We start from the raw sequence: 23,922 nt of genomic DNA, 5'->3' as shown, positions 1-23,922 counted from the left end.
TGACCAGACCGAACAGCGGGCTCGCCGCGTCGAGCATCAGGTTTTCGAAGCCGCCACGCAGCTGGAACTCCGGGTCGCCGGGGTAACCTTCAAAATCCGGGTCACCTGCTCGCTGCCCCTGGTCAGCCGGATAGGGTGAATCGCTACCCTCCGGCACTTCGAGCATCGCGTAAACGCTGCGTTCTGAAGCGTCATGGGCATCGACAGCGCTGTCGGGTTTTACCGGAGGCAGATCGGATGGGCCGGGCATGAAGGGGTCCTTGTCTTCGAGAAAACTGAAGACATGAACACTATCGGGGAATCAATTCTCCAAGGAGTCTGGGGCTTCCCAAATGCTTGTAGGATCCTTCTCTGAATCTAGTTTCCAAACATTCCGCTGGCAGCATCCTGCTAGAGAATAGGGCCCTGAAAGAGCGGGTTTTCCGCTCCTGCAGGGATCGCACAACGCTTCCACAAGCGCGTTGCGCTCAGCCAAAGAGCCTGGCCAGGCAGGCCAGTTTCTTCTTGTATGATCGCCGCGCCTCCAGCGCCTGCTCCAGGCTCACCGCCAGGAACCTTGCCTGCTGGTTGGGCTGCATCTGGCCGATCAGGTCGAGGTCGGCGCTGATCACCGTGCCGATCATGGCGTAGCCGCCACCCGATACCGCATCACGGTGCAGGATGATCGGTTCCAGCCCCGCTGGCACCTGGATAGAACCGATCGGGTAGCAGCTGTCTACGATGTTGGACGGGTCCGAGCCGGCACCGAACGGTTGCTCCCGCGGCTGGAAACCCAAGGCGCTGCCGCCTTTGTAGCGATAGCCGATACGGTCCGCTTCGGAGCCGACTGTCCAGGCCTGTGTAAAGAAGCTTTGTGCTGCGTCTTCGGTCAGGCGATGAAAGTACAGCCCCGGCACCACCCGCACCACCACCTCGCCGCCCAGCGCCTGGCGCAGGGCCATGGGCAGGCTTGCGCCGGCGCGGGTCGTGCCGCTGGGCACACCAACCGGCAGCACGTCACCTGCCATCAGCTTGCGCCCCTGGAACCCGCCCAATGCCCCCAGCGCGTAGGTGGAGCGGCTACCGAGCACCTCAGGTACATCGATACCACCGGCCACGGCCAGGTAGGCACGGGCGCCCGCCGTGGGAAAGCCGAAGCGCAGCACCTGCCCGGCGCGCACCGCAAATGCCGTGTCGGGGCGCTGCTCGCGGCCCTCCAGCAAAGCGGGCATCTGTGCACCGCATACCGCCACCAGCGCATCCTGCTGGAACTCCAGCTCCGGCCCCACCAGCGCACACTCAAGGGCGGCTGCGCCCGCTGGGTTGCCCACCAGGTGGTTGGCCGCGCGCAGGGCGTACTGGTCGAGTGCACCGGACGGCGGAATGCCCAGGTGGTAGTAGCCTTCACGGCCCAGGTCCTGCACCGAGGTGGCCAGGCCGGGTTTGAGTACCTTGATCATGCCAGTACCTCCTGCAGCGACTTGGGGTAACCGACCGGGTCGGCAAGGAAGGCATCCAGGGAGAACTCGACCGGGCGAATACGCAAGTCGAACCGGCCCTCTTCCACATCTGCCACTGCCTGGTCGTAGGCCCGGCGATCAATGGGCTTGAACTGCACGATGTCACCCGGGCGGAAAAACACCATGTGCGCCTTCAGGTAGTTCAGTGTTTGCCCAGGGTCGTAGATCGGTGCCGGGGTGACGCCGAACATCTGGTAGCCCCCCGCCCCACGCACCGAGTAGATGCAACTGAAGCAACCGCCATGGCCCAGGGTAAGCTTGGGCGTGTCAGTACGCGGGCGCAGGTATTTGGGTACCTGCAGCTGCCGCTCACGCTCGACCATCTGGAACATGAAGGGCAGGCCAGCCACGAAGCCGACCATCGACACAAACCACGGCGCACCACTGTGGGCGGCGATAAAGGCATCGACATCCGCCAGCCCGTTTATGCGCGCCGCGTACTCCAGGTCCGTGCTGGCCGGGTCTTGGTGGCGGTCACGGAAACGCATCAGGGTCTCATGGGTCCAGGGGTCGTTGTACAGCACCGGGATCTCGATGATCCGCGTCTGCAACGAACGCTCGGCCACAGCCTGGGCTTCGGCACCTTGCACCGCTTCAAGCAGCGCCTGCGGCGCGATACGGTCCGGGTCGAAGCGGATCTGGAACGAGGCATTGGCCAGGCACACGTCCAGCACACCATCAAGCGCCAGCCGCTCCACTGCGCGGGTGACGGCCATGCCCTTGAAAAAAGCTTCCAGCGACATGCTTTCGCTGACTTCGGCAAACAGGTGCTCGTCGGCGCCGAAGCTGTAGCGGATCGGGGTTGTAGCAAGCGGTTCGGCCATGACTGTTCCTTTTCTTGGAATCTTTATAGAAAGGCAGGCGAAAACAAAATGCACGGGCTCCGGCTTGTCTGTGCCGGATACCTCACAGGTTCAGCGTGGCGCACGCACCACAATACCGGCCGCGTCCAGCGCCCTGCGTGTGGCCTCGACCAGGTCGAGTGCACCCGGGGTATCGCTGTGCAGGCAGATGGAATCGAATTCGATGGCCAGGTCCTGCCCTTCGACCGTGCGCACCAGGCCTTGCTGGCATGCCCGCAACACGCGCTCGGCGACCGCCTTGGGCTCATGGCCCCGCACATTGCGGGTGAATACAATCGAGCCGCTCAGGTCGTACTCACGGTCGGCGTAGAACTCGCGAACCACCGGTTGACCAAGTGCTTGGGCAACACGGCAGATCACCGAGCCCGGCATGCAGTACAGCAGCAGCTCCGGCTCGATCACCCGCAGGTTTTCCACCAGCAGGCGGGCGGCTTCTTCGTCGCGCGCCAGGTGCATGTAAAGCGCGCCGTGGGGTTTGATGTGCTGCAGACTCACCCCCTGAGCACGGGAAATTTCACGCAGTGCGCCCAGCTGATAGAGCATGTCATCGACCAGTTCCTGGGCTGGCGCGTTGATATGCCGGCGGCCAAAGCCGACAAGGTCGCGAAAGCCCGGGTGCGCCCCCACCGCCACGCCGAGGGCCTTGGCCCGCTCGACGGTGCGGCGCATGGTGCCGGGGTCGCCGGCATGAAAGCCCGTGGCGATGTTGGCCGTGCTTATATAGCCCATCAGCTCGCTGTCGACACCGTCGCCAATAGTCCACGGACCAAATCCCTCACCCATGTCCGAGTTGAAATCCACCACCTGCATGACCGTCTCTCCTGGTGCTTGTGACTGCATGCAAGCCACGTTAGATTCTCCTTACCCCCTTGGGAAGATCTATAAACAGATGGGGAGTCTTCGGAAAATCAGATACCTCAGGAGCCCACTGTGTCATTGACCCTGCGTCAGGTCCGCTACTTCGTTGCCACCGCCGAGATCGGCCAGATTTCCCAGGCAGCCATCCACCTGAACATCTCTCAGTCGGCGGTGACTACGGCGATCAAGGAACTGGAAGCCATGCTTGGCGTGATGCTGTTCCAGCGCTCGGCCCAAGGCATGAGCCTGACCGAGGCCGGCCGCCACTTCCTGAACCGCGCCTACGTGATCCTGCGCAGTGTTGACGACGCGCTGAACAGCCCGCTGCCGAACGTGCGCGCCAGCGGCCTGCTGCGCCTGGCGGCAAGCTATACGGTGATCGGCTACTTCCTGCCACACCATCTGCAGCGTCTGGAACACTGGCACCCCGATGTGACCCTGGAGCTGTACGAGCAGGAGCGCAGCGCCATCGAGCAGGGTTTGCTGGAGGGACGTTTCGACATGGCGGTCGTGCTCACCGCCAACCTCACCCACCCCGACATTGTCTCGGAGACACTGTTCAACTCCGAGCGACGGCTGTGGCTGCCTGGCCACCATGCGCTGTGCGAGCGCTCGGCGGTAAGCCTGGCCGATGTCGCCTGTGAGCCGTTCATCCTGTTGACTGTCGATGAGGCCGAGCAAAGCGCCATGCGTTATTGGGAACTGGCCGGGCAGCGCCCGAGCGTGCGGGTGCGGACCAGTTCGGTGGAAGCCGTGCGCAGCATGGTTGCCAATGGCAGTGGTGTGGCGATCTTGTCAGATCTGGTGCACAGGCCTTGGTCGCTGGAGGGCAAGCGCATCGAGACGGTGACCATCAGCGACCCGGTCACACCCATGAGTGTAGGGCTGGCCTGGCACCGTGAGCGGGCATTCAGCCCGGCGATGCAGGCCGTGCGTAATTACTTCCATGACGCGTTCCTGGCGCCCCAGCAGTTGTCCGCCCGGCGCTGAGGGTGTACTGGCAGGGCCGGCCTCTTCGCGGGTAAACCCGCTCCCACAGTTACTGCACCGGCCTTGAGGACAGTGGCTAGCTGAATAAGCCACCGCCCCTGGTGCGACGCGGTCAATGTGGGAGCGGGTTTACCCGCGAAGAGGCCATCACAGGTTTCAGCCGAACGATCAGGCCACAATGCCGTCATAACCTGAGCCGGTGCCGACACGCAAAGAGGACGCGAAATGACCCAGCCCGACCCGTCATATGTCAAATGGCTCGAAGACCGCGCCATGCTCAAGGCTTCCCAGGCGCGCGCCAGCCTGTACTCAGGGCAGTCACGCCTGTGGCAGCAGCCCTACGCCGAAGCCCAGCCCCGCCGCGCCACCGAAATTGCCTCGGTCTGGTTGACCGTGTACCCCGACGCCATCATCGCCCCGCAAGACTGCTCCGTACTTGGCGCCCTGGCTCACGAAGCACTGTGGAAACGCCTGTCGGAGATCGGCATCCAGGGGGTGCACACTGGCCCGATCAAGCTGTCCGGCGGTATCCGTGGCCGCGAACTCACCCCCAGTGTGGACGGTAACTTCGACCGCATCAGCTTCGATATCGACCCGCTGTACGGCAGCGAACAAGAGCTGGTCCAGATGAGCCGCATGGCCGCCGCACACAACGCCGTTACCATCGACGACCTGATTCCCTCGCACACGGGCAAGGGCGCCGACTTCCGCTTGGCCGAGATGGCCCACGGGCCCTACCCGGGGCTGTACCACATGGTCGAAATCCGCGAGGAGGACTGGCCGCTGCTGCCTGAGGTGCCCGCCGGCCGCGATTCGGTCAACCTGCTGCCAGCCCAGTGCGACGAGCTCAAAGCCCGCCATTACATCGTCGGCCAGTTGCAACGGGTGATCTTCTTCGAGCCCGGTGTGAAGGAAACCGACTGGAGCGTCACGCCGCCCATCACCGGTGTCGACGGCAAAACCCGTCGCTGGGTTTACCTGCACTATTTCAAGGACGGCCAACCCTCACTGAACTGGCTAGACCCGACCTTCGCCGCCCAGCAAATGATCATTGGCGATGCCTTGCACGCCCTTGACTGCCTGGGCGCGCGCGGTCTTCGCCTGGACGCCAATGGCTTTCTGGGGGTGGAAACGCGGGCCAGCGGCACCGCCTGGTCAGAAAGCCACCCGCTGTCGATCGTCGGCAACCAGTTGATCGGCGGGATGATACGCAAGGCGGGTGGCTTCAGCTTCCAGGAACTGAACCTGACCCTGGACGACATCGCGCAGATGTCCAAAGGGGGGGCGGACCTGTCCTATGACTTCATCACCCGACCGGCCTATCAGCATGCGCTGCTGACCGGTGATACCGAGTTCCTGCGCCTGATGCTCAAGGAAATGCACGCCTTCGGCATCGACCCCGCCTCGCTGATCCATGCCCTGCAGAACCACGACGAGCTGACGGTGGAGCTGGTGCATTTCTGGACCCTGCACGCCCACGACATGTACCTGTACAAGGGCCAGACCTTGCCAGGGAGTATTTTGCGTGAGCATATCCGTGAAGAAATCTACGAACGCCTCTCGGGCGAGCACGCCCCCTACAACCTGCGCTTCGTCACCAATGGCATTGCCTGCACCACGGCCAGCCTGATCGCCGCAGCGTTGGGCATCCGCGACCTTGAGCAAATCGGTGCGGCCGAAATCGAGCTGATTCAGAAAGTGCATCTGCTGCTGGTCATGTACAACGCCATGCAGCCTGGGGTGGTCGCGCTGTCCGGCTGGGACCTGGTCGGCGCCCTGCCCTTGCCCGCCGAAGCGGTCGCGCAGCGGATGCTGGATGGCGATACCCGCTGGATTCATCGAGGCGGTTACGACCTGGCCGGGCTCGCCCCACAGGCGGAGGAGTCAGTGCGCGGAATGCCGCGGGCTCGGGCATTGTATGGCAGCCTCGACAGCCAGCTGGAACAGGGTGATTCGTTTGCCTGCAAAGTGAAGAAGCTGCTGGCCGTGCGGCAGGCCTATGGCATCGCCACCAGCCGCCAGGTGCTGGTGCCTGAGGTCAGTAGCCCGGGGTTGCTGGTCATGGTTCATGAACTGCCATCCGGGCGCGGTATCCAGATCAGCGCACTGAACTTTGGCCAGGAAGTTATTGCCGAGGAGTTGCAGTTGACCGGGTTCACGCCGGGGCCGGTCGTGGACATGATCAACGAAACGGTCGAAGGGGACCTGACCAAAGACGGGCGATTGCTGGTGAACCTGGACCCGTACGAGGCACTGTGCCTGCGAATCGTCAACAGCAGTGGACATGTGTAAACGGCGCCGGGCCAGGGCATTGCAGCAGAGGGGCAGGTCGGTCTTGCAATTACAGCGCTACGGGCATAGCGTTCGGGAGATTTCTTTTCCGTGCCCAGGAGCAACTCCATGTACACCGGCATCGTTCAGGCCGTCCGCCCTCTGCTTGATGTGACCACCTACCCGGGCCACAACCAGTTCACGATCGACCTCACCCCGGAACTGCTCGACGAATTGAAGATCGGCGCCAGCGTCAGTGTCGAAGGCACTTGCCTGTCGGTCACCGAAATCGCCGGCACCCAAGTCAGGTTCGACGCCATGACCGCCACGCTCGAACGCACCAACCTACGCTTCTTCAAGGCGGGCCAGGGGGTCAACATTGAACGTTCGGCGAAAATGAACGCCGAAGTCGGTGGCCACCTGATGGCCGGCCATATCGCCACCACCGCCGAAATCGTCGAACTGTCGATCAAGGAAACCGGCGCCTTCATCAAGTTCCGCATGCCCCCGGAATGGGGCAAGTACGTGTTCCCGCGCGGTTTCATCGGGGTCAATGGCTGCAGCCTGACCGTCGCCGATGTCGACGACAACGTCATCACCATCAACCTGATCCCGGAAACCCTGCGCCAGACCACTTTTGCCAGCTACAAGGCCGGCGATCAGCTCAATATCGAGGTCGATCACCAGACCATGGTGCTGGTTGATGTGGTAGAACGCACCATCAAAGGCACCCTGGCCCGCGAAAAACTGCTGCCCTGAGGCCTGACCATGCTGCCCAACGCCCTTCCCGCGCGCACGGCCAGGCGGCTACGCCTGCAAGTGTTGCGTGGCCGTGTCGGCCTTGGCCTGGTCGCTGGTTTGTCAGTGCTGGCTGGCATGACCGATGCCATAGGCCTGCTGGCGTTGGGCGACTTCGTGTCGTTCATGAGTGGCAATACCACACGCCTGGCCGTGGCCATCAGTGAGGCAGACCTTGCGCTGGTGCTGCGCCTGAGTGGCGCGATACTGGGCTTCGTCGCTGGCAATGCGCTGGGCGTGCTGCTGGCCCGTGGCTTGCGCCGCCGGGCCTGGCCCGTGTTGCTGATGGTTGCGGTACTGCTGGCGTTCGCAGCGGCGTGGCCGTTGGCGGCCACCTTCCCGGCATTGTTGGCCGCCACGCTGGCCATGGGCATGATCAATGCCGTGGTTGAACAGGTGAACGGCCTGCCTATCGGCCTGACTTACGTCACCGGCGCCCTGTCCCGCTTCGGCCGTGGCCTGGGCCGTTGGCTGATGGGCGAACGGCGCAACGGCTGGCGGGTGCAGCTGGTGCCCTGGGCCGGCATGCTGCTGGGGGCCGCGTTGGGCGCCTGGTTGCAGCAGCGCCTGGGCCTGCAGGCACTGGCTGGCAGCTGCGTGCTGGCCCTGGTGTCGCGGTTCATACCGCGCGGCTGGCAGCGTGGCTACATGCCGCGCTGATCAATCAATGCGCGGGTGCTGCTGTGCCAGGGTCTGGCGCTTGGCTTCCAGCTCGGCGATCTGCGCATCGATGTCTTCGATCTTTTGCTCGATGTTGTCGTGGTGCTCCTGCAACAGCTCGCGCGCTTCATCAATGTCCGATGCCGCCGGTGCCGCGCCGCGCAGCGGCTTGTTGGCGGTTTCCTTCATGGTCAACCCAGTCAGCAAGCCAATAGCTGCGATCACCATCAGGTAGTAGGCCGGCATGTACAGGTCGCCCGTGCTCTCCACCAGCCAGGCAGTGAGCGTCGGGGTGAGCCCGGCGATCAGCACCGAAATGTTGAAAGCAGCCGCCAAGGCGCTGTAGCGGATGTGCGTAGGGAACATAGCCGGCAGCGTCGAGGCCATCACACCGATGAAGAAGTTCAGCAGCACGGCAATGATCAGCAGCCCGGCAAAAATCACCCCCAGCACGCCGCTGTTGATCAGCATGAACGCCGGGATGGCCAGGGCGAACAGGCCGACACTGCCCACGATAATGAACGGCCGGCGGCCGAACTTGTCGCTGAGCAGGCCGATCACAGGCTGCACGAACAGCATGCCAACCATGATCGCAATGATGATCAGCACGCCATGGTCTTCGCTGTAATGCAGGTTGTGCGACAGATAGCTCGGCATGTAGGTCAGCAGCATGTAATAGGTGACGTTGGTGGCAATCACCACGCCGATGCAGGTCACCAGGCTGCGCCAGTGCTGTGTGGCCACTTCCTTGAACGACACCTTGGGGCCGGAGGCCAGGCCTTCGCGGTCGCCCTGCTCCAGCTTGTCGACATGCTGCTGGAACGCGGGTGTTTCTTCCAGCGCATGGCGCAGGTAAAGGCCGATGATGCCCAGCGGCAAGGCCAGGAAGAACGGCAGGCGCCATCCCCATTCAAGGAACTTTTCTTCGCCCAGTATGGTGGAAATCAGCACCACCACCCCCGCGCCCAGCACAAAGCCGGCAATCGAGCCGAAGTCCAGCCAGCTACCGAGAAAACCCCGCTTGCGGTCGGGGGCGTATTCGGCCACGAAGATCGACGCGCCTGTGTACTCGCCGCCCACCGAAAAACCTTGGGCCATCTTGGCCAGCAGCAACAGGATGGGCGCCCAGATGCCGATGCTGGCATAAGACGGTATAAGGCCGATGGCAAAGGTGCTGAGCGACATGATGACGATGGTGGCGGCGAGGATTTTCTGCCGCCCGAACTTGTCGCCCAATGCGCCGAAGAACAACCCGCCCAACGGCCGGATCAGGAACGGCACCGAGAAGGTGGCCAGCGCTGCGATCATCTGCACACTGGGGTCGGCGTTGGGGAAAAACACCTTGCCCAGGGCATAAGCCACGAAGCCGTATACGCCAAAGTCGAACCACTCCATCGCATTGCCCAGCGCGGCAGCGGTGATGGCCTTCTTCATCTTGGCGTCGTCGACGATGGTGATGTCCTTCAGCCCGATTGGCTGGACGCGTTTCTTGCGAGGTTTCATACCCGTATCCCTGTCGATGAATGCTCTAAGGGATCAGATACAACGGGACACTAAATAATTCAGCGCTTACTGATTTTTTGTGCATTTGCGCCGCATCACCAACAGTGCAGACAGAAAAGCCGCTGCAGTAGCAGCGGCTTATTCATACCGAGCCCCGGGCTTCAGATACCTTCGCGCGCCAGGTCCATGGCGAAGTAGGTCAGGATCAGGTCGGCACCGGCACGCTTGATCGCGCCGATGCTTTCACGCACCACCCGGCCTTCATCGATGGCGCCCGCGAGGCCGCCGAACTTGATCATTGCGTACTCACCACTCACCTGATACGCCGCCAATGGCAGGCGCGAGGCGGCGCGGATGTCGGCGATCACGTCAAGGTAGGCACCGGCCGGCTTGACCATCAGCACGTCCGCCCCTTCCTGTTCGTCCAGCAGCGATTCGCGCACCGCTTCGCGGCGGTTCATGGGGTTCATCTGGTAGCTCTTGCGGTCGCCCTTCAGCGCGGTGCCACCGGCTTCACGGAACGGGCCGTACAGCGACGAGGCGAACTTGGTGGAGTAGGCCATGATCGCGGTGTCATGGAACCCGGCACCATCCAGCGCGCGACGGATGGCCTGGACCTGGCCGTCCATTGCTGCCGAGGGGGCGATGAAGTCGGCACCGGCAGCGGCGGCAATGACCGCCTGCCTGCCCAGGTTGGCCAGGGTGGCATCGTTGTCCACGCCATGGTCATGCAGTACGCCGCAGTGGCCGTGGCTGGTGTATTCGCAGAAGCAGGTGTCGGACATCACCACCATTTCCGGCACGGTGTCCTTGCAGATGCGCGACATGCGCGCGACCAGGCCGTTTTCGTTCCAGGTGTCGCTGCCGGTGGCGTCCAGGTTGTGCGATACGCCAAAGGTCATCACCGACTTGATACCGGCGCGGGCATAGCGTTCGATTTCCTGGGCCAGCAGCTTCTCGGGGATGCGGTTGACCCCGGGCATGCTGGTAATCGGCACGAAGTCATCGATGCCCTCTTCGACAAAGATCGGCAGGATCAGGTCTTCCAGGCGGAATTCGGTTTCCTGGAAGATCGTGCGCAGGGACTCGTTCTGGCGCAGGCGGCGTGGACGAACGGACGGGAATTGGTTGGACATGACAGCTCCAGGGCATTTTGAACGGCGTATACCTTATGCCTGTCGCGCGCCAGTGAAAAGGCTAAATGACGAGATTGTGTCTTGCGTCAATGGCAATGGCCAGGTTTAGCCTGTGCCGGCCCCTTCGCGGGTGAACCCGCTCACGCAGAACAAACGCTGATTTACAGATTTAGCGGTGACTCTGTGGGAGCGGGCTTGTCCCGCGAACCCCGGCGCAGCCGGGGCCATGCATCGCGTCGCCCGGATGTAGCCTGACAAGATACGGGAAAAGCCTCACAAAGTTGTGAGGCGCCTGCAACGCCTCACTGCAACCAGGGCGGCGTGGGCTCCTCTGCCTTGACCACTCCATGCTCAGCCTCGTCACGCGCTGCACGGCGGCGTGCATCATCCAGCCGAGCGGCGTCGATCTCGCGCATCACCCCGGTCACGTCAGCTTCATGTTCGTCATCCTCGAACACCCCCGTCAACGGGCTGTCGGGCAGCAAATCACCGGCCTCGAACAACGCCCACATCTCCTGCGCATACCGAGTGCTTTTCAGCTCCGGGGCAAAGCGCCCGAAATAATGGGCCATGTTGTCCACATCGCGCTGCAGCATGCTGAAAGCGTGGTTGTTGGCGGCTGCATCCACCGCCTGCGGCAAGTCGATGATCACCGGCCCGTCCGGGCCGAGCAGCACGTTGAACTCGGACAGGTCGCCATGCACCAGGCCCGCACATAGCATCAGCACAATCTGGCGAATGACAAAAGCGTGGAACGTGCGGGCTTCCTCGGCGTCCAGGTGCACGTCGTTCAGGCGCGGGGCCGCGTCGCCATCGGCATCGGTCACCAGCTCCATCAACAGCACGCCGTCCTGGAAGTCGTAGGGCTTGGGCACCCTTACACCAGCACCGGCCAGGCGGAACAATGCGGCAACTTCGGCGTTCTGCCAGGCATCTTCGGCTTCTTTACGGCCGAACTTGCTGCCCTTGGCCATGGCCCGGGCCTGGCGGCTATTACGCACCTTGCGGCCTTCCTGGTATTCGGCGGCCTGGCGGAAGCTGCGCTTGTTGGCTTCTTTATAGACCTTGGCGCAGCGCACCTGGTTGCCGCAGCGCACCACGTACACGGCGGCCTCCTTGCCACTCATCAGCGGCCGCAGTACTTCGTCGACCAGGCCGTCTTCGATCAGGGGTTCGATTCTTTTGGGTGTCTTCATCAGGCTGTGTTCGGGGTCCTGGCTGTGATGGGGGACATCCTCTCACAGCCGGGTGCGACTTGCTCGTCTGTCTTCAGCCCAGGCTGATCAAACGCCCTGCCCTGCGCTGTTCATCGGCACGCCGCGCGCCCGTCGGCGCGTGACCAGCAAGCCTGAACATACCACCAGCACCGCCAGCACCATGGTCGACACCACTTCCACCCGGTGATCTGGACGCAGGAGCATCACTACCAGCACGCTGAAGATGAACACGATCACACCCCAGGTCAGCCACGGGAACAGCCACATGCGGTAACCCAGCGTCTTGCCCTGTGCGGTCAGGCGCTGGCGCAGGCGCAGCTGGGACACCGCGATGACCAGGTACACCAGCAAGGCGATGGCGCCCGAGCTGGCCATGAGGAAGCCAAATACCTTGGCCGGCACCAGGTAATTGGCGATCACTGCCAAAAACGCCGCACCGGTGGAGAGCAGCACCGCGACCACAGGCGTGCCACTGCGGCTGGTCACCTGGGCGCAGGTCGGTGCATCACCGCGACAGCTCAGCGAGTACATCATGCGCGAAGCGGTATACAGCGAAGAGTTCAGGCAACTGGTGACCGAAGTCAGCACCACAAAGTCGATGATGGCCTTGGCATTCGCCACGCCCAGGGTGTCCAGCACCGTGACATAGGACCCCTCGGTCGCCAGGCGCGGGTCAGTCCAGGGGACCAGCGCGATGACGATGAATATCGACAGGATATAGAACAAGGTGATCCGCCAGATCACCGAATTGGTGGCCTTGGAAATATGCTTGCCCGCATCAGAGGATTCAGCTGCGGCAATGGTCACCACCTCGGCGCCGAGGAACGAGAACATGGTGATCAGCATGGCGCTCAGCACCGCGCCAAAGCCATTGGGCATGAAACCGCCGGTATCCCACAGGCGCGAAACACCACTGACACCGGAACCGGGCAACAGGCCAAAAATGGCGCACACACCCAGTGCAATGAACGCGACGATGGCCACCACTTTTACCAGTGCCAGCCAGAATTCGAACTCACCGTAGTTCTTCACGCTGAACAGGTTGGTGGCCGTCAGCAACAAGGTAATCACCAACGACAAGACCCAGATCTCCATCTGCGGGACCCAGGAATTGATGATGGTGGCGGCAATATTGGCTTCGATGGGAATGATCAGTACCCAGAACCACCAGTACAACCAACCGATGGTATAGCCCGCCCACTTGCCGATGGCGAGGTCGGCATAGGTAGAAAACGAACCGGTATCCGGCGAAGCAACCGCCATTTCGGCCAGCATGCGCATCACCAGCACCACCAGGCCGCCGGCCAGGATGTAGGCCAGGATGGTGGCCGGCCCCGCTTCAGCAATGGCACGACCAGAGCCGACGAACAGGCCGGCGCCGATCACACCGGCAATGGACAGCATGGTGACATGCCGTGATTTCAATCCATGACTCAAATTGTTCTTGTGGGTTTGCATGGCACTACCTTGTTGTTTTTGTCATGCCCACGCTGGGGCCGCCGGCTGCACGGTGGCCGACGCAGGCGCGAAAAAGCCCGCCCTGCCCTGAGTGCAGGGCAGTACGGGTTGAGTAAGCGGAAACCGCAGAACGGACTGCGGTATCGTCAGCTGGCCGCCCGCTGGCGGGCCGCCGTGTCCGCCTTGGGGGCATTGCCACCTGCGCGAGTGACCTGCTCACACACCTTCTCGACGATGTAGGCGCCGATCGGGATGGCTGAAGTGGCAGCCGGCGACGGTGCGTTGCACACGTTGACGCTGCGCGCGGTGTTGACGAACAGGAAATCGTCGATCAGCTTGCCATCGCGCGACACCGCCTGGGCACGCACGCCGGCCGGGTAAGGCGTGAGGTCGGCCTTGGTGATACTCGGGCAGTACTTCTGCACCTGCTTGAGATACCCGCCCTTGAACAGCGAGTTTTTCATCTCGATCAGGCCTGGGCGGAAGTTCTTCGCCAGCACCTTGAGAATGCCGGGGGTGGTCAGGGTCTGGAACAGGTCGCTGGGGCTGACGTCGGTCTTGCGGTAGCCCTCGCGCTTCATCGCCAGTACGGCGTTGGGGCCAACCGTGACGGTGCCATCGATCATGCGGGTCAGGTGCACGCCCAAAAACGGCATCGACGGGTCGGGAATCGGGTAGATCAGGTGGTTGACGATCTGGTTGTGCTGTTTGGGCAGCAAGTAGTACTCGCCCCGGAACGGACAGATGACAAACTCGGTGCGCAGGCCCAGCATGCTGACCACGCGGTCGGCCATCAGGCCCGAGCACGTGACCAGGAAACGGCTACGGAACTCGTCGCGCTGAGTGCGCACGACCACTTCGCTGGCGTGCTCCTGCAGGCCGATCACCTCTGCGCCATAGCGAATCTCGCCGCCGGCACGCTGGAATTCTGCGCCCATTGCAGCGGTTACTTCGGCGTAATTGACGATGCCGCTGGACGGCACGAAGATGCCCCCCATCCCCACGATATTGGGCTCGCGTTCGCGCAGTTCGTCTGCCGACAGCCAATAGCGCTCCAGCCCGTTGGCCGCGGTACGCTCCCACAGCGCTTTCATGCGCTGCATTTCCAGCTCGTTGGTGGCCACCAGCAGCTTGCCGCACTCATCGAAGCGGATGCCGTGCTGGGTGCAGAAGGCCTTGGTGGCCTTGTTGCCTTCCAGGCAGAAGCGCGCCTTGAGGCTGCCGGGGGTGTAGTACACGCCAGCGTGGATAACGCCGCTGTTGTGACCGGTCTGGTGGCGGGCCGGGCCGGATTCCTTTTCCAGCAGGAGAATCTTCGCCTCCGGGTACACCTTGATCAGGTGCATGGCCGTGGACATGCCCACAATGCCACCGCCAATAATGATGAAATCGTACACAGCCTTACCTCACACGCAGGCATTGCCTGGCTCGCTCACCAAGGCCCACGCGGGGCCCGGTGGCATCATTTTGTGCAAAGACGCATGGGCGGGCGCCCGCCCTGCGTCCTGTCATTATTGCCCGCGCTGGTACAGCGGTTTGGGGAACGCGACGTAACCCCGCTGGCGCATCAGTTCACGGCGCAGGCCCTCGTGTGGGGTGAAGCGGTCGCGGCCATGCAGCCAGAACAGGTTGTTGATCAGCAGGAAGCTACCCACCGCCACCGGCACCGAAACCTTCTTCGCGCTGCCTTCCAGCGAATCGGACAGGGCGTTCAGCCAGATGCCTTCTTCGTAGTTTTCCGGCTGCACGAACTGGTCAATGTAGCGCATGGTCGGGCGGCCTTCGCCGTCGGTGTCGAATACCGAGTGGAACACATCTTCGGCGACCTTCTTGCTCGGCGGCGCGGTCCAGCGCATTTCGCGGCGGGCCATCGGGTGGCGGAAGAATTCCTCGCATTGCTCCCAGTCGTCCAGGTGCAGCAGCAGGGAGTTACCGCCTTCCATGTTCTTTTCGTCGATCTTCAGCATCAGCACGTAATCGGTGATCTGGTTCACGAAGGTGCCGTCGTTGTGCAGTTCCATGACCCGATGCGGCTGGCGCAGGTAGCTGTCGGAGTTGTCGGAGTTGACTACCACAAAGCGGGCATAGAACTGGCCGCTCATGGCGTCGTAGTTGGAGCGGCCGATCAGGTGTGCGCAAGCGGTGGTGAACTTGACCATGTCCTCGGCCTGGCTCACGTCATCCAGGCCCACCGGGGTAATCAGCATGCCGCCGGTGGCGCGATCAAGGATGGTGTTGAGCAGCACCGGGCGCAGGGTGCCCTGGCACAGCTCGTCAAGGATTTCACCCAGCCGGAAGCGCAGGAACGACTTGTACTCCAGCGCCTGAACCGGCCACTGGGCAACGGCCTCGACGAACGCTTCGACAGTTTCCCGGGCGAAAGTCAGTTCAAGCAGGCGCGGCGACTGTTTCGAAGGGGCAATCGTGTAACCACGGGGCTCGAGCGGCAGTGGCATCACAAGTTCGTCGATCTGCGTAAAAGCGTTCATGGCAGTGTCCTGGCAAAAAAGTGGAAAGCGCCGTCCGGATGTGACCTGGATCAGTGCGGGCGAGGTAAAAGTATCGCCACTAGATGAAAATGTCTACATTTTTGTATTTGAGCGACACTTATGTTTTTTATCCACTGTTTTTCGTCGGCAGACGGTTTCGGTATGATCGCCAAAACGTTTTGAGGAACAGGATCTTGGAAGCGCTCGCCCCCCGACAAAACTCAGCATTCAGCGGGTATGAGAGGCTCAAGAAGGACATCATCCGTGGCGTGTTCAAGCCCGGCGAAAAGCTGTTGATGAGCGCCCTGAAGGAGCGCTACGACCTGGGCGTGGGCCCGCTGCGCGAAGCGTTGTCGCAACTGGTGGCAGAGCACCTGGTCAATGCCATCAGCCAGAAAGGCTACCGGGTGGCGCCCATGTCGCTGGACGAGATGAACGACATCTACGATGCCCGCGCCAACCTGGAGGCGATGATCATTGCCCTGGCCATCGAGCGCGGCGACGACACCTGGGAAGCGTCAGTGCTGGCCCACTCGCATACCCTGGCCAAGGTGGTGGAAGTGAAAACCCGCGAGCAGCGCCTGGATGTGTGGGACGAGCGGCATAAGGCGTTTCATACCGCCATTGCCTCGGGCTGCGGCTCCAAGCACCTGCTGCAGGCACGCACCTATCTGTTCGACCAGGCCGAGCGCTACCGCCACCTGTGGCTGACGCAGACGGTGTTCTCCGAACAGGCCCTGGAGCTCAAGCGCCAGGAGCATGCGGCGCTGGTCGAGGTGATTCTCGCCCGCGACGCCAAGCGCGCCAGCGCCATGATGCGCTCGCACCTGATGACCCCGGTGCCGATCATTGCGCAGATCATGCATGCCGAAGGTATCGGCGCCCGCTGAAACACCACGCCGCTTGCTTCGCGGGTGAACCCGCGAGGAGGCCAGCGCAGGTAAAAGACGCTAGATGAATTTTTCTTAAATCGCCGGTTGTCTATTCTTTGGCACAATCAAATCTCCATTAGATGCCCAGGAACCAGCATGCCTCGCGTACTGACCATCGAAGACGACGCCGTCACCGGCCAGGAAATCGTCGCCGAACTTACCAGCCACGGCCTGGAGGTGGAGTGGGCCGACAATGGCCGTGAAGGCCTGGCCAAAGCCATTGCCGGGGGCTACGACCTGATCACCCTGGACCGCATGCTCCCCGAGGTCGATGGCCTGACCATCGTCACCACCCTGCGCAGCCTCAAGATCGCCACGCCGATCCTGATGATCAGCGCCCTGTCGGACGTCGACGAACGCGTACGCGGCCTGCGTGCAGGCGGTGACGACTACCTGACCAAGCCGTTTGCCTCCGACGAGATGGCCGCACGTGTCGAGGTATTGCTGCGCCGTAACAGCGTGCCCATGACCCAGACCCGCCTGCAGGTTGCGGACCTGCAACTGGACCTGATCAGCCACGAGGCGCGCCGCGGCGACAATACGCTCAACCTGCTGCCCACCGAATACAAACTGCTGGAATACCTGATGCGCCACAGCGGCCAGGTGATCACGCGGATGATGATTTTCGAAGAAGTCTGGGGCTACCACTTCGATCCCGGCACCAACCTGATCGACGTGCACATCGGCCGCCTGCGCAAGAAAATCGACGCCCCCGGCCAGTCGCCGCTGATCCGTACGGTACGGGGCTCCGGCTATGCCATTGCTGAACCCGTCTAAAGGCTGGAGCTCTTCCACCAGCCGCCTGCTGGCGCTGTACAGTTTTCTGTTCGTGGCCTGGAGCAGCATCCTCATGGGCGTGCTGTACTTCGAGGTGTCCAGCTACCTGAACAAGCTCACCCGCCATTCAATGCTGCAGCGCCAGCATCTGTTCGCACACATGAGCGGCAAGCAGCTGGACGACGCCCTGATTGCCAGCCAGGCCTTCGAAGAACGCAGCTTTGATGCCTATGGCCTGTTCGACACCCAGCTCAACCCGATTGGCGGCAGTGTGCGTACCCTGCCCCCGGAGCTCAGGCTGGACGGCAAGATCCATGAGTTGAAACGCTGCCTGGATGCCGACGACCCACACCTTCCCCGCGACAGCTGCGATGCGGTGGCGATCAAAGTGCAAGATGGCCGCTGGCTTGTACTGTTCCGCGATAACGGCTCACTGTTCGTGGTTACCCGGATCATTCTCGACGCCCTGCTCTGGGGTATCTCCTTGACGCTGATCCCAGGTTTTGCCGGCTGGTACTTGTTGCGCCGCCGGCCGCTAAAGCGTATCCGCGCGATCCAGGCCCAGGCCGAGCTGATCGTTGCCGGCGACCTGACCCACCGTCTGCCCTTGTCGGCCCGGCGCGACGAGCTGGACATGTTGGCCGCCATCGTCAACGCCATGCTCGACCGCATCGAGCGGCTGATGCATGAGGTCAAGGGTGTGTGCGACAACATTGCCCATGACCTGCGTACCCCGCTTACACGCCTGCGTGCCCAGCTGTACCGCATTCGCCAGCAGAGCGACGTCGACTCCACGCAAGCCGAGGCGCTGGACCAGGCCATCGGCGAAACCGACACCCTGATGGCGCGTTTTCGCGGGTTGCTGCGCATCAGCGAACTGGAAGATCGCCAGCGCCGGGCCGGCTTCGTCCAGCTTGACCCCCATGAACTGCTGGTCGAACTGCACGACTTCTACCTGCCTTTGGCCGAGGATGGCGGCATCCACTTGGAATTGCACCAGCCCGCACAGCTGCCGGCACTGCACGGTGACCGCGAACTGCTGTTTGAGGCCCTGGCCAACCTTGTGGGCAACGGTATCAAGTTCACGCCCCAGGGTGGGCAAGTGCGGATTAGCGCAACACACGACGACACCGGTGTGCACCTGGCTATCGAGGACAGCGGGCCGGGCATCCCCGAAGAAGAGCGTACGGCCGTGCTGAAGCGGTTCTATCGCAGCGAGGAAGGTCACCGCCACGCGGGCTTCGGGCTGGGTCTGTCGATCGTTGCCGCGATCGTTGACCTTCATGGGTTTGGACTGGAGATAGGCGCCAGCGAGCTGGGTGGCGCCAGGCTGGTACTGCATTGCCCATTGATAGGGGTATCAAAGTAACGGCTGGGCGCCTCGCCCAGCAAACGCTTGAACACGGTCGCAAAGGCGCTCGGGCTGCTGTAGCCAAGCGCCATCGCGACGCGCGTGACGGGCTCACCCTTTCCAAGCCGAACCACGGCATCCAGCAAGCATGCCTGCTGGCGCCATTCGATAAAGCTGATCCCGGTGTACAAGCGAAACTGGCGTGTGAACGTGCGCCGGCTCATGCATGCCCATTGCGCCATTCCATCGATACCTGTTTGCAGCGAGGGTGCCGCCAGAAACGCCTTGCATGCCTGGGCAAGGCGCGGTTCCTCGGGGATCGGCGCATTCAGCGAAAGCGCCGGCATGTCGGCAATCTCATGCAGCAGCAAGCCCATCAAGCAGGCATGACGCCCCTGTAGGGGGTGCTGGGCAGGCACTTCGATCGCCTTCTCAAGCAGTTGCTGCACCAATGGGGAAACGGCGAAGACCTGGCAATGCCGAGGTAGGCCGACCCGCTCGGCTGCCTGCGGGCAAATGTAGGCATTGAGCATGATGACCGTGCCGCGCATCTGCATTGCATGGGCCAGTCGCGCAGGCACCCAAATGGCCCGCAACGGCGGCACAGCCCAGTTGCCCGCTTCAGTTGCCACTGTGATCACGCCGCAGGCCGCAAAGGCAAACTGCCCTCGATCGTGACGGTGTTTCGGGAAAGATTCGCCGTCGGCAAAAGCCTTCCTTGTAACCACCACTTCACACAGCGTGTTGCCGTACAGCGTGTCTTCAGCGTTTGTCATGGCCTGATTTTAATCAGATTTGACCTTCAATTGAAAGCGGGCCAAACCGCTGGCCGGCATATTAACGGAAGCGTCGAGGCGCACTGCCGCGACATCAGTAGATTGCCAAACCATGCACAGAAAACACATGATCCTTGCCGTCCTGGTTACAGCCCTATGGGGCCTCAACTTCCCGCTCACAAAACTGGGTTTGGCCCACATAGACCCACTCCTGCTCACAGGCTTACGCTTCGCACTGTGCGCATTGCCGTGGGTGTTTTTTGTGAAGCGCCCGAAGGTCGCTGTCCATTGGCTAGCTGCATATGGCCTGATCTTTGGCGTAGCGATGTGGGCACTGATCAATCTCGGGATCGCCATGGGGGTGCCAGCCGGCAGCGCCTCGCTACTGATTCAGTTCAGTGCATTTTTTACCCTGGCGTGGGGCTGTTTACTGTTTCGCGAACGCCTGACCGGCACCCAATTGGTCGGCATCGCGCTGGCGGCAACAGGGTTGGTTGGCATTCTGGCAGTAAGCCCCGGCAAAACCACGACCACAGGTTTGCTGCTGCTCTTGATCAGCGCGCTAGCCTGGAGCATCGGCAACGTCATCATCAAGCTGTCAAAGGTGAAGGAGATATTTGCCTTCGTCATATGGGCCAGCCTTTTCGCGCCAATACCTTTGCTGTCGCTGGCCTGGTGGCTGCATGGCACAGCCGCGTTCGTGGCACTGGCAGCGCAGGCGAATGCCGTCGTGGTCTTTTGCCTGTTATTCCAGGTGTATGCCGCAACACACTTTTGCTACTGGGGATGGAATTACCTGTTGCGCGAATACCCAGTGTCCAGGGTAGCGCCGCTTTCGCTGCTGATTCCGGTTTTCGGCATCGCCAGCTCAGCCTTGATCGTGGATGAGGTGCCTAGCGGGTGGGAGTGGCTGTGTATTGCCCTGATCTTATCGGCGCTGGCGGTCGGCATGAAGCCAGGGCGAGCGGTACTGGGCAGCAAACCGGTGGCTGCTGTTCACTAGCGTGTCGCGAAAGGGCTGCATGGCAGCCCCTTCGCGCCATTGGATCAGTCAGCCAGACGCCAGGTAGTAGAGCCTTTGCTGTCTTCCAGTACCACACCCATGGCGGTCAGCTGGTCGCGAATACGGTCCGACTCAGCCCAGTTCTTGTCTGTACGCGCCTGCAGGCGCGCCTGGATCAAGCCCTCGACCTCGGCAGCATCGACCTTGCCTTCGGCACCCGCACGCAGGAAGTCATCGGCTTCCAGTTGCAGCACACCCAGCACTTCACCCAGCTCGCGCAGGCGGCCAGCCAGGCCGGCAGCAGCGTCTGGGTCGCTGTCGCGCAGGCGGTTGATCTCGCGCACCAGGTCGAACAGTACGGCGCAGGCTTCGGGGGTACCGAAGTCGTCGTTCATCGCCACACTGAAACGCTCGACAAACGCTTCGCCGCCCTTGGCGGCCACCCGTGGCAAGCCGCGCAGGGCGTGGTAGAAGCGCTCCAGCGCACCCTTGGCGTCGCGCAGGCTGTCTTCGGAGTAGTTGATCGCGCTGCGGTAGTGGCTGGCCACCAGCAGGTAGCGCACCACTTCTGGGTGGTACTTATCGAGCACATCGCGGATGGTGAAGAAGTTGTTCAACGACTTCGACATCTTCTCGCCGTTGATCCGGATCATGCCACAGTGCATCCAGGCGTTGGCGTACTGCTTGCCAGTGGCCGCCTCGCTCTGGGCAATCTCGTTCTCGTGGTGCGGGAATTCCAGGTCGCTGCCGCCGCCGTGAATGTCGAAGCTCTCACCCAGGCAGCAGGTGGACATCACCGAGCACTCGATGTGCCAGCCCGGACGGCCCGGGCCCCATGGCGATTCCCAGCTCGGTTCGCCCGGCTTGACGCCCTTCCATAGCACGAAGTCCAGTGGGTCCTGCTTGGCTTCGTCGACCTCGATGCGTGCACCGATGCGCAGGTCTTCGATTTTCTTGCGCGACAGCTTGCCGTAGCCGACGAACTTGCCGACGCGGTAGTACACGTCGCCGTTGCCCGGGGCATAGGCGTAACCCTTGTCGATCAGGGTCTGGATCATTGCGTGCATGCCGGCGATATGGTCGGTGGCACGCGGCTCCTGGTCTGGCGGCAGGATGTTCAGGCGGCGCTCGTCTTCATGCATCGCATCGATCATACGAGCAGTCAGGGCTTCGAAGCTTTCACCGTTCTCGTTGGCGCGGTTGATGATCTTGTCATCGATATCGGTGATGTTGCGCACATAAGTCAGCTCGTAGCCGCTCTTGCGCAGCCAGCGGGTGACCAGGTCGAAGGCCACCATGCTGCGGCCATGGCCCAGGTGGCAGTAGTCGTACACGGTCATGCCGCACACGTACATGCGCACCTTGTTGCCATCCAGCGGCTTGAAGGTTTCCTTCGCTTTGCTCAGGGTGTTGTAAATGGTAAGCACGGCGTTTCCTCAGCTGCCCCAGGAGTCACGCAGGGTGACAGTGCGGTTGAACACCGGGCGGCCCGGCTGGCTGTCTTTCAGGTCGGCGCAGAAGTAGCCTTCGCGCTCGAACTGGAAACGGTCCTCAGGCTGCGCCTGGGCCAGCGAAGGCTCGGCACGGCAACCGCTGAGCACTTGCAGCGAGTCTGGGTTGATGTTGTCCAGGAAGCTGCCGCCCTCCTCGGTCTTTTCCGGGTTCGGCGAGCGGAACAGGCGGTCGTACAGGCGCACTTCGCACTCGACGCTGCCCTCGGCCGGCACCCAGTGGATCACGCCCTTGACCTTGCGGCCTTCAGGGTTCTTGCCCAGGGTGTCCGGGTCGTACGAGCAACGCAGCTCGACGATAGTGCCGTCGGCGTCCTTGATGGCCTCGTCGGCGCGGATCACGTAGCTCCCGCGCAGGCGCACTTCACCGGCCGGCTCCAGGCGCTTGTAGCCCTTCGGCGGCTCTTCCATGAAGTCATCGCGGTCGATGTACAGCTCGCGTGCGAACGGCAGCACACGCACGCCCATGTCTTCTTTAGGGTGGCGCGGCAGCTCAAGTTGCTCCACCTGGCCTTCCGGGTAGTTGGTGATGACCACTTTCAGCGGGCGCAGTACGCACATGGCGCGCGGTGCGGTGCGGTCCAGGTCGTCACGGATACTGAATTCGAGCATCGACATGTCGACCACGCCGTCGGAGCGGTTGGTGCCGATCATTTCGCAGAAGTTGCGGATCGAAGCCGGGGTGTAGCCACGGCGACGGAAGCCGGACAGGGTCGACATGCGCGGGTCATCCCAGGCGTCGACGTGCTTTTCGTCAACCAGCTGCTTGAGCTTGCGCTTGGACGTGATGGTGTAGTTCAGGTTCAGGCGGCTGAACTCGTACTGGCGCGGGTGCGCCGGCACGGGCAGGTTGTCGAGGAACCAGTCGTACAGCGGACGATGCCCTTCGAACTCCAGGGTGCAGATCGAGTGGGTGATGCCCTCGATGGCGTCCGACTGGCCGTGGGTGAAGTCATAGTTGGGGTAGATGCACCATTTGTCACCGGTCTGGTGATGGTGGGCATGGCGGATGCGATACAGGATCGGGTCGCGCAGGTTCATGTTTGGCGAAGCCATGTCGATCTTCGCCCGCAGCACGCGCTCGCCGTCCTTGAACTCGCCGGCCTTCATGCGGGCGAACAGGTCGAGGTTTTCTTCCACGCTACGCTCGCGGAACGGGCTGTTCCTGCCCGGCTCCTTGAGATTGCCGCGGTATTCCTTGGCTTGATCAGGGGTCAGGTCGCAGACATAGGCCTTGCCACGCTTGATCAGCTCGAGCGCCCATTCGTGCAGCTGGTCGAAGTAGCTGGACGCATAACGCACGTCGCCGGCCCAGTCGAAGCCCAGCCATTTGACGTCGCTCTGAATGGCGTCGATGTATTCCTGGTCTTCCTTGGCCGGGTTGGTGTCATCGAAACGCAGGTGGCAGACGCCCCCGAATTCCTTGGCCAGGCCGAAGTTGACACAGATCGACTTGGCATGACCGATGTGCAGGTAGCCGTTGGGCTCCGGCGGGAAGCGGGTGACGATGCTGCTGTGCTTGCCCGAGTCCAGGTCGGCCTGGATGATCGGCCGCAGGAAGTTCGCAGGGACAGCGGGGGCGCCTTTGGCAGCGGCGTTGGGCGCGTTGTCGGCAGTGGGCTTGCTCATAGGATCCTTGAATGCACGTGTCCGGCCTGGGTAGGCCGATTGAAACAAAGGGCCTATCATAGCCGAAGCAGTCAAGCTGCTGACAGTCGGGCCCGGACAAACTGGCGTGATTTATCACGGCTTTTTGCCGCAGCCTGGCAAAATGGCCAGTGCGCGCCATGTGTCGTGATCGCCTGAACATGCGTCAGGTGATAACCGGCG

Annotated in this window: 20 protein-coding genes and 1 pseudogene; 8 read left to right on the top strand and 13 right to left on the bottom strand. The window is 62.2% G+C overall.

Translation table 11 applies throughout. The features are described 5' to 3' along the window. From LU684_RS10205 to LU684_RS10190, 4 genes and pseudogenes are all read right to left on the bottom strand, one after another. Positions 1-250 (bottom strand): annotated as a pseudogene (locus LU684_RS10205) (type IVB secretion system protein IcmH/DotU); the annotation flags it as partial. A gap of 217 nt (positions 251-467) precedes the next feature. Continuing rightward, complete coding sequence (locus tag LU684_RS10200) at positions 468-1,439, bottom strand: biotin-dependent carboxyltransferase family protein (RefSeq protein WP_024717963.1); 972 nt, start codon at positions 1,437-1,439, stop codon at positions 468-470. Then, positions 1,436-2,323, bottom strand: coding sequence for a 5-oxoprolinase subunit B family protein (locus tag LU684_RS10195; protein WP_232894607.1), 888 nt, complete (start codon positions 2,321-2,323; stop codon positions 1,436-1,438). The genes LU684_RS10200 and LU684_RS10195 overlap by 4 nt, the downstream gene beginning before the upstream one ends. A 90-nt stretch (positions 2,324-2,413) precedes the next feature. After that, positions 2,414-3,172, bottom strand: coding sequence for a 5-oxoprolinase subunit PxpA (locus LU684_RS10190; protein WP_096426004.1), 759 nt, complete (start codon positions 3,170-3,172; stop codon positions 2,414-2,416). A gap of 120 nt (positions 3,173-3,292) precedes the next feature. Between LU684_RS10190 and LU684_RS10185 the strand changes: the two genes are divergently transcribed. The 4 genes from LU684_RS10185 to LU684_RS10170 all read left to right on the top strand — a co-directional run bounded on the left by LU684_RS10185 (position 3,293) and on the right by LU684_RS10170 (position 7,939). Then, a complete protein-coding gene (locus LU684_RS10185; protein ID WP_023049313.1) occupies positions 3,293-4,210 on the top strand; it encodes a LysR family transcriptional regulator in 918 nt (305 codons plus the stop codon). A gap of 225 nt (positions 4,211-4,435) precedes the next feature. Continuing rightward, the gene (gene treS / locus LU684_RS10180) at positions 4,436-6,502 is read left to right on the top strand and encodes a maltose alpha-D-glucosyltransferase (protein WP_232894605.1); all 2,067 of its coding nucleotides are present in this window, start codon (positions 4,436-4,438) and stop codon (positions 6,500-6,502) included. A 108-nt stretch (positions 6,503-6,610) separates the two neighbouring features. Further along, on the top strand, positions 6,611-7,240 hold the full coding sequence (locus LU684_RS10175; protein ID WP_095115087.1) for a riboflavin synthase subunit alpha: 630 nt from the start codon (positions 6,611-6,613) through the stop codon (positions 7,238-7,240). 9 nt (positions 7,241-7,249) lie between these two features. Further along, positions 7,250-7,939: a YoaK family protein gene (locus LU684_RS10170; RefSeq protein ID WP_232894603.1), complete on the top strand. Its 690-nt coding sequence runs from the start codon at positions 7,250-7,252 to the stop codon at positions 7,937-7,939. Here LU684_RS10170 and proP read toward each other — a convergent pair whose 3' ends face one another. From proP to glaH, 6 genes are all read right to left on the bottom strand, one after another. Further along, a complete protein-coding gene (gene proP, locus LU684_RS10165; protein ID WP_023047996.1) occupies positions 7,940-9,442 on the bottom strand; it encodes a glycine betaine/L-proline transporter ProP in 1,503 nt (500 codons plus the stop codon). 161 nt (positions 9,443-9,603) lie between these two features. Next, the gene (hemB, locus tag LU684_RS10160) at positions 9,604-10,578 is read right to left on the bottom strand and encodes a porphobilinogen synthase (protein ID WP_060516602.1); all 975 of its coding nucleotides are present in this window, start codon (positions 10,576-10,578) and stop codon (positions 9,604-9,606) included. 302 nt (positions 10,579-10,880) lie between these two features. Next, a complete protein-coding gene (locus LU684_RS10155) occupies positions 10,881-11,774 on the bottom strand; it encodes a PA4780 family RIO1-like protein kinase (protein WP_023047994.1) in 894 nt (297 codons plus the stop codon). Positions 11,775-11,861: 87 nt separating this feature from the next. Continuing rightward, positions 11,862-13,253 carry a GABA permease gene (gabP, locus tag LU684_RS10150; protein ID WP_023047993.1) on the bottom strand — a complete coding sequence of 464 codons (1,392 nt, stop codon included), beginning with the start codon at positions 13,251-13,253 and terminating at the stop codon, positions 11,862-11,864. Positions 13,254-13,399: 146 nt separating this feature from the next. Further along, positions 13,400-14,650: an L-2-hydroxyglutarate oxidase gene (gene lhgO / locus LU684_RS10145; RefSeq protein ID WP_232894602.1), complete on the bottom strand. Its 1,251-nt coding sequence runs from the start codon at positions 14,648-14,650 to the stop codon at positions 13,400-13,402. Between the two features lie 114 nt (positions 14,651-14,764). Then, positions 14,765-15,742: a glutarate dioxygenase GlaH gene (gene glaH, locus LU684_RS10140; RefSeq protein ID WP_023047992.1), complete on the bottom strand. Its 978-nt coding sequence runs from the start codon at positions 15,740-15,742 to the stop codon at positions 14,765-14,767. Positions 15,743-15,936: 194 nt separating this feature from the next. Between glaH and csiR the strand changes: the two genes are divergently transcribed. From csiR to LU684_RS10125, 3 genes are all read left to right on the top strand, one after another. Next, positions 15,937-16,632 (top strand): DNA-binding transcriptional regulator CsiR, encoded by a 696-nt coding sequence (gene csiR, locus LU684_RS10135; protein WP_016486553.1) that lies wholly within the window; start codon positions 15,937-15,939, stop codon positions 16,630-16,632. A 138-nt stretch (positions 16,633-16,770) separates the two neighbouring features. Beyond that, the gene (locus LU684_RS10130) at positions 16,771-17,451 is read left to right on the top strand and encodes a response regulator transcription factor (RefSeq protein ID WP_016486552.1); all 681 of its coding nucleotides are present in this window, start codon (positions 16,771-16,773) and stop codon (positions 17,449-17,451) included. Then, the gene (locus LU684_RS10125) at positions 17,429-18,820 is read left to right on the top strand and encodes a sensor histidine kinase (RefSeq protein ID WP_060516606.1); all 1,392 of its coding nucleotides are present in this window, start codon (positions 17,429-17,431) and stop codon (positions 18,818-18,820) included. The genes LU684_RS10130 and LU684_RS10125 overlap by 23 nt, the downstream gene beginning before the upstream one ends. On the opposite strand, the gene LU684_RS10120 is transcribed toward LU684_RS10125, so the two are convergent. Then, complete coding sequence (locus LU684_RS10120; RefSeq protein WP_232894601.1) at positions 18,733-19,578, bottom strand: AraC family transcriptional regulator; 846 nt, start codon at positions 19,576-19,578, stop codon at positions 18,733-18,735. The two genes, LU684_RS10125 and LU684_RS10120, sit on opposite strands and share 88 nt — an antisense overlap. A 112-nt stretch (positions 19,579-19,690) precedes the next feature. On the opposite strand from LU684_RS10120, the gene LU684_RS10115 reads away from it, so the two are divergent. Continuing rightward, entirely contained in the window at positions 19,691-20,581 is an 891-nt protein-coding gene (locus tag LU684_RS10115) for an EamA family transporter (RefSeq protein WP_031311993.1), read from the top strand. Between the two features lie 44 nt (positions 20,582-20,625). Here the strand turns inward: LU684_RS10115 and cysS are convergent, their stop codons facing one another. After that, positions 20,626-22,008 carry a cysteine--tRNA ligase gene (gene cysS, locus LU684_RS10110; RefSeq protein WP_232894599.1) on the bottom strand — a complete coding sequence of 461 codons (1,383 nt, stop codon included), beginning with the start codon at positions 22,006-22,008 and terminating at the stop codon, positions 20,626-20,628. Between the two features lie 9 nt (positions 22,009-22,017). Further along, positions 22,018-23,721 (bottom strand): glutamine--tRNA ligase/YqeY domain fusion protein, encoded by a 1,704-nt coding sequence (locus LU684_RS10105; protein WP_016486547.1) that lies wholly within the window; start codon positions 23,719-23,721, stop codon positions 22,018-22,020. Between the last annotated feature and the right edge of the window lie 201 nt (positions 23,722-23,922).

It is taken from the genome of Pseudomonas sp. NMI542_15, assembly GCF_021283425.1.
GTDB lineage: Bacteria > Pseudomonadota > Gammaproteobacteria > Pseudomonadales > Pseudomonadaceae > Aquipseudomonas > Aquipseudomonas fortuita.
Note: the sequence above shows the minus strand (reverse complement) of the source record. Positions and strands in the feature narration are given on the sequence as shown.